Source organism: Phenylobacterium sp., assembly GCF_036263695.1.
In the GTDB taxonomy this organism is placed as follows: Bacteria; Pseudomonadota; Alphaproteobacteria; order Caulobacterales; family Caulobacteraceae; genus Phenylobacterium.
The window spans coordinates 1-6,856 of record NZ_DATAGM010000368.1 but is presented as its reverse complement, the minus strand read 5'-3'; the positions used below and the strand labels follow the sequence as shown (position 1 = coordinate 6,856).

The following is a 6,856-nucleotide window of genomic DNA, read 5'->3' as shown; positions in this document are numbered from 1 at the left end:
ACTGCGAACTTGACCAGGAGGCCGAGGCCCCGTCGGAGTTGGTCACCTTCTCCACCGCGCGGGCGGCGTCCTCGGCGGCGCGGGCGCGGGCCTCCAGGGTCTCGGGCGAGGGCTCGGCGGGGTCGTAGAGGTCGAGCTCGGGCAGCGGGCCGCGGGCCAGCAGCTCGGGGTCGGCGAGGCCGGCGTAGGGGTCTTCCGGCGCCAGCCTGGCCATCGCCACCGCCCGCTCGACCAGCTTGGTGCGGGCTTCCGCCGAGATGTCGGAGCCGGAGACGGTGGCCTGGCGGCGGCCGACGAAAACCCGAAGGCCCAGGTCGCGGGCCTCCTCACGCTCCACCTCCTCCAACTCGCCGAGCCGGACGGTGATGGAGAGGGCGCTGCGCTCGGCGCTGACCGCCTCCGCCGCATCGGCGCCCGCCTTCAGGGCCTGGGAGATGACGTCGCTCAGCAGGTTCTCGTCCATGCCCGCCATATGGCCGCCATGGCCGGTAGGGGCAAGCTCAGGCGATCGCGTAGACCAGCAGGGTCGAGGCGATGAAGACGTAGGCCAGCCAGGTGACGCTGGCGCCGATCGACCTCGGCCACGAGGTCTCGCCGCTGCGCGACAGGCCCACCGCGTGCACGACGCGCCCGCCGAACAGCATCGCCCCGCCCAGGTGGACGGCCAGTCCCGGCGCGCCCGCCAGCGCCAGGACGCCGAGGCCGATAAGGCCGGCGGGCACATATTCCGTCGCGTTGCCGAAGGCACGGATCGCCTGCGCCAGCTCGGGCACGCCGCCGTCCCCCAGCGCCACATGGTGCTTCTGCCGCCGACGCACGACGAGCACCGAGAGGACGAGCAGCAGGATGAGGTGCAGCCCCGTCCAGAGCGCCGCCGCGGCCGGGCCGGATCCTGGGTCCATAGGTGGGTCCTCTTCTCCGGAAGGGTGACAGGTAGGGCTGCGCCCAACCAGTCACCGAATTCGGTTGGTGACTGGTTGCGCCGCCCTGGCGCTACCTGTCACCCCCTGTCACTCCGGCAGCCCGAGCCGGCTCCACTTTTCCGTCACCGCCTTGACGACGTCCTCGTCCATGGCCAGCAGCCGGCCCCATTCGCGGTGGGTCTCGGGGGGCAGCTTGTTGGTGGCGTCGAGCCCGATCTTGGAGCCGAGCCCCGATTCCGGCGAGGCGAAGTCCAGGTAGTCGATGGGGGTGCGCTCGACGAGCGTGATGTCGCGGGCCGGGTCCATCCGCGTTGAGATGGCCCACATCACGTCCTTCCAGTCGCGGGCGTCCACGTCGTCGTCCACGACGATCACCCACTTGGTGTACATGAACTGGCGAAGGTAGCTCCAGACGCCCATCATCACCCGCTTGGCGTGGCCCGGGTAGGCCTTCTTCATCGACACCACGGCGATGCGGTAGCTGCAGCCCTCGGGCGGCAGCCAGAAGTCGACGATCTCCGGAAACTGCTGGCGCAGCAGCGGGATGAAGACCTCGTTGAGCGCCTCACCGAGGATCGACGGCTCGTCCGGCGGGCGGCCGGTGAAGGTGGTCAGGTAGATGGGATCGCGCCGCATGGTGATGGCGCTGACCTGGAAGACCGGGAACTTCTCGACCGAATTGTAGTAGCCGGTGTGGTCGCCGTAGGGCCCTTCGTCGGCGTACTCGTCGAGCAGCACGTGGCCCTCTATGACGATCTCCGCCTGGGCGGGCACCATCAGGGGTACGGTCTTGGCCGGGACCAGGTCGAGCTTGGCGCCGCGCAGCAGGCCGGCGAACTGGTATTCGGACAGGGTGTCGGGCACCGGGGTGACGGCGGCCAGGATGGTCCCGGGGTCGGCCCCGATCACCGCGCAGGCGGGCAGGGGCTCGGGCCGACCGGCCGCCTTCCAGCGCTGGTGATGCTGCGCCCCGCCCCGGTGGGCCAGCCAACGCATAATGGTCCGGTCCTTGCCCAGCACCTGCATGCGGTAGATGCCGAGGTTGTAGTCGTCTTCCCGGGCCGTGCCGGGCCCCTTCGTCACCACCAGCGGCCAGGTGATCAGCGGCGCGGGCTCGCCGGGCCAGCAGGTCTGGATCGGCAGCTGGGAGAGGTCGATCTGATCCCCGGTGAGCACGACCTCCTGCACCGGCGCCCGCTTGACGATCGCCGGCCGCATCGACATCACCGTCTTGGCCAGCGGCAGCATGTCGAAGGCGTCCCTCAGCCCCCGCGGCGGCTCGGGCGCGCGCAGGAAGGCGAGCAGTTCGCCCACTTCGCGCAGGTCGGCGGCGGTGGTCCGCTCGCGGCCCTCGAGGGTGACGCCCATGGCCACGCGCTTGACGGTCCCGAACAGGTTGACGAGCGCCGGCATGGAGGCGATCTGGCCGTCGGCGCGGATCGGCTTTTCGAACAGCACGGCCGGCCCGCCGGTCGCCAGCAGCCGGCGCTGGATTTCGGTCATCTCCAACACGGAGGAGACCGGCTCGGAGACGCGCACCAGCTCGCCCGCCGCCTCGAGCTTCTGAAGGAACTCCCGCAAGGAGCGGTACGCCATGGGATCTCCTGCGCTGGCCCTGGCCAAGCCTCTAGGCGGCGACGGCGCGCCTGTCACCTCTTGCCGCCGCCGGCGCCCGCGGCTTAAGTCCGGCCCATGAAGCGCCTCGACCTCGACGATCTGCCGCCCAAGGTCGCCCAGCTGCTCAGCGGCGTGGAGGACGGCGAGGAGCTGCTGCTGGTGCAGAACGGGCTGGTCGTCGCCCGGCTGGTGGGCGGGGCCGCGCCGGAGCCTGAGCCGGAAGAGGACGAAGCCGTCGAGCCGGAGATGCGCAGCCGGGAGATCTTCGAGCAGTTCCGCTCGCTGATGGAAGACGACTTCTAGCCGCCCGCCAGCTCCCGCTCCCAGTCGCTTAGGACGCCGAGCTCGGCCAGGGCGGCGACCATCCGGTGCAGGCTGACGTAACTGCTGCGGTAGGCCTGCATCATGTTGGCGCGCGCCAGGCTCTCCGACGAGAGGATGTAGCCGTCGGCGATGCGCGTGCACCGGCCTTCGGCCTCGAAGGCGGCGAGGCGGCGGCGGGTCTGTTCGTAGGGCAGGCGCAGCCGCTCGGCGACGGCCCGCACGCTGGCAGGGCGGCGGAGGTCGTCCGAGACGAAGCCGGCGGGGCCGGGCGTCTCATCGCCCCGCTCCTCGTCCGGAAGGCTGCGGGTGTTCAGATCGAACAGCGCCAACAGGGTGAAGCCGCCGGCCAGGCTGCCGGCCGTGAGGAGCACCGGATCCACCAGACGCAGCACGAAGTCCGACGAAATCCGCGCCACCGCCCGGATCGGAGGCGAAGCCGGGGCCGGCGGACCCGCCGCCGGCGGCGCCAGGCACTCGCCTCGCCGAAGCCGCAGGTAGAGGTCGCGCACCGCCAAGAAGTTCGCCTGCAGGAGGGCCACATGCTCGGGCGCGGCGACCTCGCGCTGGGGGACCACCAGGCCGCGCGGGGTGATATCGCATAGCCCCTTTTCCGCCAGGTGCATCACGCGCCGCCGGACAGTTTCGAAGGGCAGACGCAGCGAGGCGGCGACGGCGTTGATGCTGATCGGGCGGCGCAGCTCGTCCGGCGGCGGCGCCTCGGCGGTGGCGTAACGGCGCTGCAGCTCCGGGTCGGCCATGATCAGGGACAAATTCGCCTGGACGATCGCGAGCACGATCAGATTGTCGGTCAGGTCTCGGTCGGCGCCGGCGAAACTGATCGAGTCGAGCAGGAACCGGTTCGACGCCCGCATCGCCAGACGCAGCACGGTCAGCGACGCCTGCCTCTCTGCGCCCGTTTCCGCCGCCAGTCCGGATTCCGCATCGACCAAGCCGGGTTACTCCCTTGCAACGTGGATCAGTGTTCTGCGCGGACCTGCGGGCTTTCGTCCAGTCTCGGGATGGCCGGAAGGCCGACATGCCGCGAGAGCGCCTGGCGCGCGGTCTCGAAGGCGGGGCTGGCGACGCTGCGGCCGCACAGCTGCAGGCTGGTGGCGCTGAAGTCCAGCAGGCTGGATCCGCGATCCAGCTGGTCCACGGCCCTCTCGTAGGGGGTGAGGCCCGCCGGGCTCTCCAGCTCCGGCTCTCGGATCACCTGGCCGGTGTCCAGCTCGGCGATGAAGCCGCGGAAGCCGCCCTTGGCGCCGACGATGCTCATCTGGCCGCAGACGTGTCGCTCGTGGACCACCAGGTCGCGGAACTCGACGCCGGCGGGATCGCCGGCGTAGCGCGCCGCCAAGCGCTTGCCCTGCTCCAGGCTGAGCGGCGCGCAGCCGCTGGCGGTCAGCGCGGCGACAACAAGGAGGACGATACGCATCCTGGTGGAAAGCCCCGGAAACTCCGGCGCAGCCCCCTGCGCCTGGAGCCATTTATAAGAAGCGGTTTGCAGGCTTGGTTACCGCCGCCTGCGACACGGCGGCGCAGCGCTCATGGAGTGGGCAGCGCCGCCTCGAACTGCTTGGCGAGCTTCTTGGGCATCACCTTGCGCCAGCGCCGCTCCAGGAAGTTGCGCAACGAGCCCCGATCGACCGTCTCGATGCGGGCCAGCACGCTGGGATAGTCCTTGTAGTGCGGCGTGATGTGGAAGGTCTCGGGCGCGGCCTCCATAAGCATCTCGCGCTCGTCGAACGGCACCTCGAGCAAGACCAGGCTGTCGTCCTCCGGCCGGATGCGGGTGAAGAACTTGCCCTTCACCTTGAAGGAGGGCCGCCCGTACGAGGTCCCTTCCTCCGTCTCGGGGAACGACAGCACCAGCCGGCGAACCTCTTCGGGGGTCATGCCTCGTCCCTCCCATTCCGCACCAGGCCGATCTTGCGCCCCTTCTCGCTGTCTTCAATCAGGATCTTCAGGCGGCGGGCGCGGGTCTCGGGGCGCTTGGCGCTCACCACCCAGTTGAGCGCCACCCTGCGGTAGGAGGGCGGGAAGGCGTTGAAGGCGGCCCAGGCCGGGGGATTGGCCTCGAAGGCGACCGTCTCGTCAGGCGCCAGTTCGGCCAGCGGGCGCTCGAAGGCGTACTGGCCCGTCTTCGCCTTCGGGTCCGCGAACGCCGCCTCGCCGGCGGGCCGGATGCGCCCCTCGGCCTTCAGCTCATGGAAGCGCTTGATGTTCTTGGCGCTCCAGATGCTGCCGCGCCGCCGCGGTGTGAAGCGGATGGTGTAGGCCTCGTGGCCCAGCGAGCGGCGGACCCCGTCGATCCAGCCGAACGACAGGGCCTCGTCGACCGACTCGTTCCAGGTCATCGACGGCCGCCCCGACCCCACCTTCCAGAAGCCGACCAGCAGCTCGCCCGCCGTGGCGTGGTGCTCTTCCAGCCAGGCGCGGAAGTCTTCGGGCGTGGCGAAGTAGGTGGGCTGGGTCTCTTTCATCCCGGGTTAGTACGCCAGCGCGACGCCGTCCTTGCGCATCTCGGTCGCGGCGCCGTAGCGGCCGGGCCAGCGCTCGATGGCCTGGTAGCCGCCGAAGCCGCCGTCGGAGGGCCCGAACTTCCAGCCGATGCGGGCGAGGGCGGCCTTGGTGGCCTCGGGCACGCCGGTCTCGAGCCTGAGCGTGCCGACACCCTTCTGGGCCTCGCCGGTGGGCTCGGTGGATCCCTCGTGGTGCCAGCGGGGCGCATCGCCCGCCGCCTGCAGATCGAGGCCGAAGTCGACCATGCTGGAGATGATCTGCGCTTGGCCCTGCGGCTGCATGTCCCCGCCCATGACGCCGAACGCAAGCCACGGCTCGCCGCCGCGTGTGGCGAAGCCCGGGATGATCGTCTGGAAGGGTCGCTTGCCGGGCGCGTAGAGGTTGGGATGGCCGTCGGTGAGGGCGAACAGCTCGCCCCGGTCCTGAAACATGAATCCCATGCCGTCGGGCGACAGGCCCGAGCCCATGCCGCGGTAGTTGGACTGGATCAGGCTGACCATCATCCCGTCCGCGTCGGCGACGCAGAAGTAGGTGGTGTCGCCGCGGCTCGGCGCCTGGCCGGGGTGCACGGGCGTCAGGATCCGGTCGGGCCGGATGAGCCTGGCCCGCTCGCGCGCGTAGTCCTTGGAGATCAGCTGCTCTATCGGCGCCTGGTAGAAGGCCGGGTCGGCGTAGTGGCGGGCCCGGTCCTCGAACGCCAGGCGCTTGGCCTCGACGCCGTGGTGGATGGCCGCCGCCGACTGGAAGCCCATGGCCTTCACGTCGAACGTCTCGAGAATGCTAAGCAGCTGCAGCGTCGCCAGCCCCTGGCTGTTGGGCGGCAGGGCCCAGACGTCGACCCCGCGGTAGCTGGACGAGTGCGGCTCCACCCACTCCGACTTGTGCGCGGCGAGGTCGCTCCGCGTCATCCAGCCGCCGATCCGCTTGAAGTAGCGCTCGATGTCGCGGGCGATGTCGCCCTCGTAGAAGTCGCGCGGGCCGCCGTCGGCGATGCGCTGATAGGTGCGGGCCAGCGCCGGGTTCCTGAAGATCTCGCCCTCGCGCGGGGCGCGGCCCTGGCCGGCCCAGACCTTGTTGAAGTTCACCACCTCCTCGATGCCCGCGTCGGGCTTGTTGAAGTTGATGAAGCTTCGACCGAGGTAGTAGGCGACCGTCTGGGCCACCGGATGGCCCTCCTCGGCGTGGCGGATCGCTGGCGCGAACAGGCTCTTCCAGGGCAGCTTGCCGTAGCGGCCGTGCAGATCGCCCCACGCGCCGACGGCGCCCGGCACGCTCACCGACACGGCCCCGTACGACGGGATCAGCCCGTTCTTCGAACGGCTGCGCACCGTCTCCAGGGAAAGGCCCCGCGGGCTGCGGCCCGAGCCGTTCAGCCCCACCACCTTGCGCTGCTTGGGATCCCAGAGCATGACGAAGGCGTCGCCGCCGATGCCGCAGGCGATCGGCTCGACGAGCCCCAGCACCGCATT

General features: G+C 70.4%; 9 protein-coding genes. 1 reads left to right on the top strand and 8 read right to left on the bottom strand.

The features are described from left to right. The 3 genes from VHK87_RS15015 to VHK87_RS15005 form a co-directional block, all read right to left on the bottom strand. A partial coding sequence (locus VHK87_RS15015) for a PmbA/TldA family metallopeptidase (protein ID WP_329635699.1) occupies positions 1–463 on the bottom strand: 463 nt, incomplete at its 3' end. Between the two features lie 37 nt (positions 464–500). Continuing rightward, positions 501–902 (bottom strand): MAPEG family protein, encoded by a 402-nt coding sequence (locus VHK87_RS15010; protein WP_329635698.1) that lies wholly within the window; start codon positions 900–902, stop codon positions 501–503. A 108-nt stretch (positions 903–1,010) separates the two neighbouring features. Then, on the bottom strand, positions 1,011–2,519 hold the full coding sequence (locus tag VHK87_RS15005; RefSeq protein ID WP_329635697.1) for a UbiD family decarboxylase: 1,509 nt from the start codon (positions 2,517–2,519) through the stop codon (positions 1,011–1,013). A gap of 96 nt (positions 2,520–2,615) precedes the next feature. On the opposite strand from VHK87_RS15005, the gene VHK87_RS15000 reads away from it, so the two are divergent. After that, on the top strand, positions 2,616–2,843 hold the full coding sequence (locus VHK87_RS15000) for a hypothetical protein (protein ID WP_329635696.1): 228 nt from the start codon (positions 2,616–2,618) through the stop codon (positions 2,841–2,843). Here VHK87_RS15000 and VHK87_RS14995 read toward each other — a convergent pair. The 5 genes from VHK87_RS14995 to VHK87_RS14975 form a co-directional block, all read right to left on the bottom strand. Further along, positions 2,840–3,814 carry a hypothetical protein gene (locus VHK87_RS14995; RefSeq protein WP_329635695.1) on the bottom strand — a complete coding sequence of 325 codons (975 nt, stop codon included), beginning with the start codon at positions 3,812–3,814 and terminating at the stop codon, positions 2,840–2,842. The genes VHK87_RS15000 and VHK87_RS14995 overlap by 4 nt on opposite strands. A 26-nt stretch (positions 3,815–3,840) precedes the next feature. Further along, complete coding sequence (locus VHK87_RS14990; protein ID WP_329635694.1) at positions 3,841–4,299, bottom strand: hypothetical protein; 459 nt, start codon at positions 4,297–4,299, stop codon at positions 3,841–3,843. A gap of 110 nt (positions 4,300–4,409) precedes the next feature. Further along, a complete protein-coding gene (locus VHK87_RS14985) occupies positions 4,410–4,760 on the bottom strand; it encodes an MmcQ/YjbR family DNA-binding protein (RefSeq protein ID WP_329635693.1) in 351 nt (116 codons plus the stop codon). Further along, entirely contained in the window at positions 4,757–5,347 is a 591-nt protein-coding gene (locus VHK87_RS14980; protein WP_329635692.1) for a YdeI/OmpD-associated family protein, read from the bottom strand. The genes VHK87_RS14985 and VHK87_RS14980 overlap by 4 nt, the downstream gene beginning before the upstream one ends. Before the next feature lie 6 nt (positions 5,348–5,353). Beyond that, positions 5,354–6,856 (bottom strand): gamma-glutamyltransferase family protein (locus VHK87_RS14975; protein ID WP_329635691.1); only part of this gene is annotated, 1,503 nt, incomplete at its 5' end.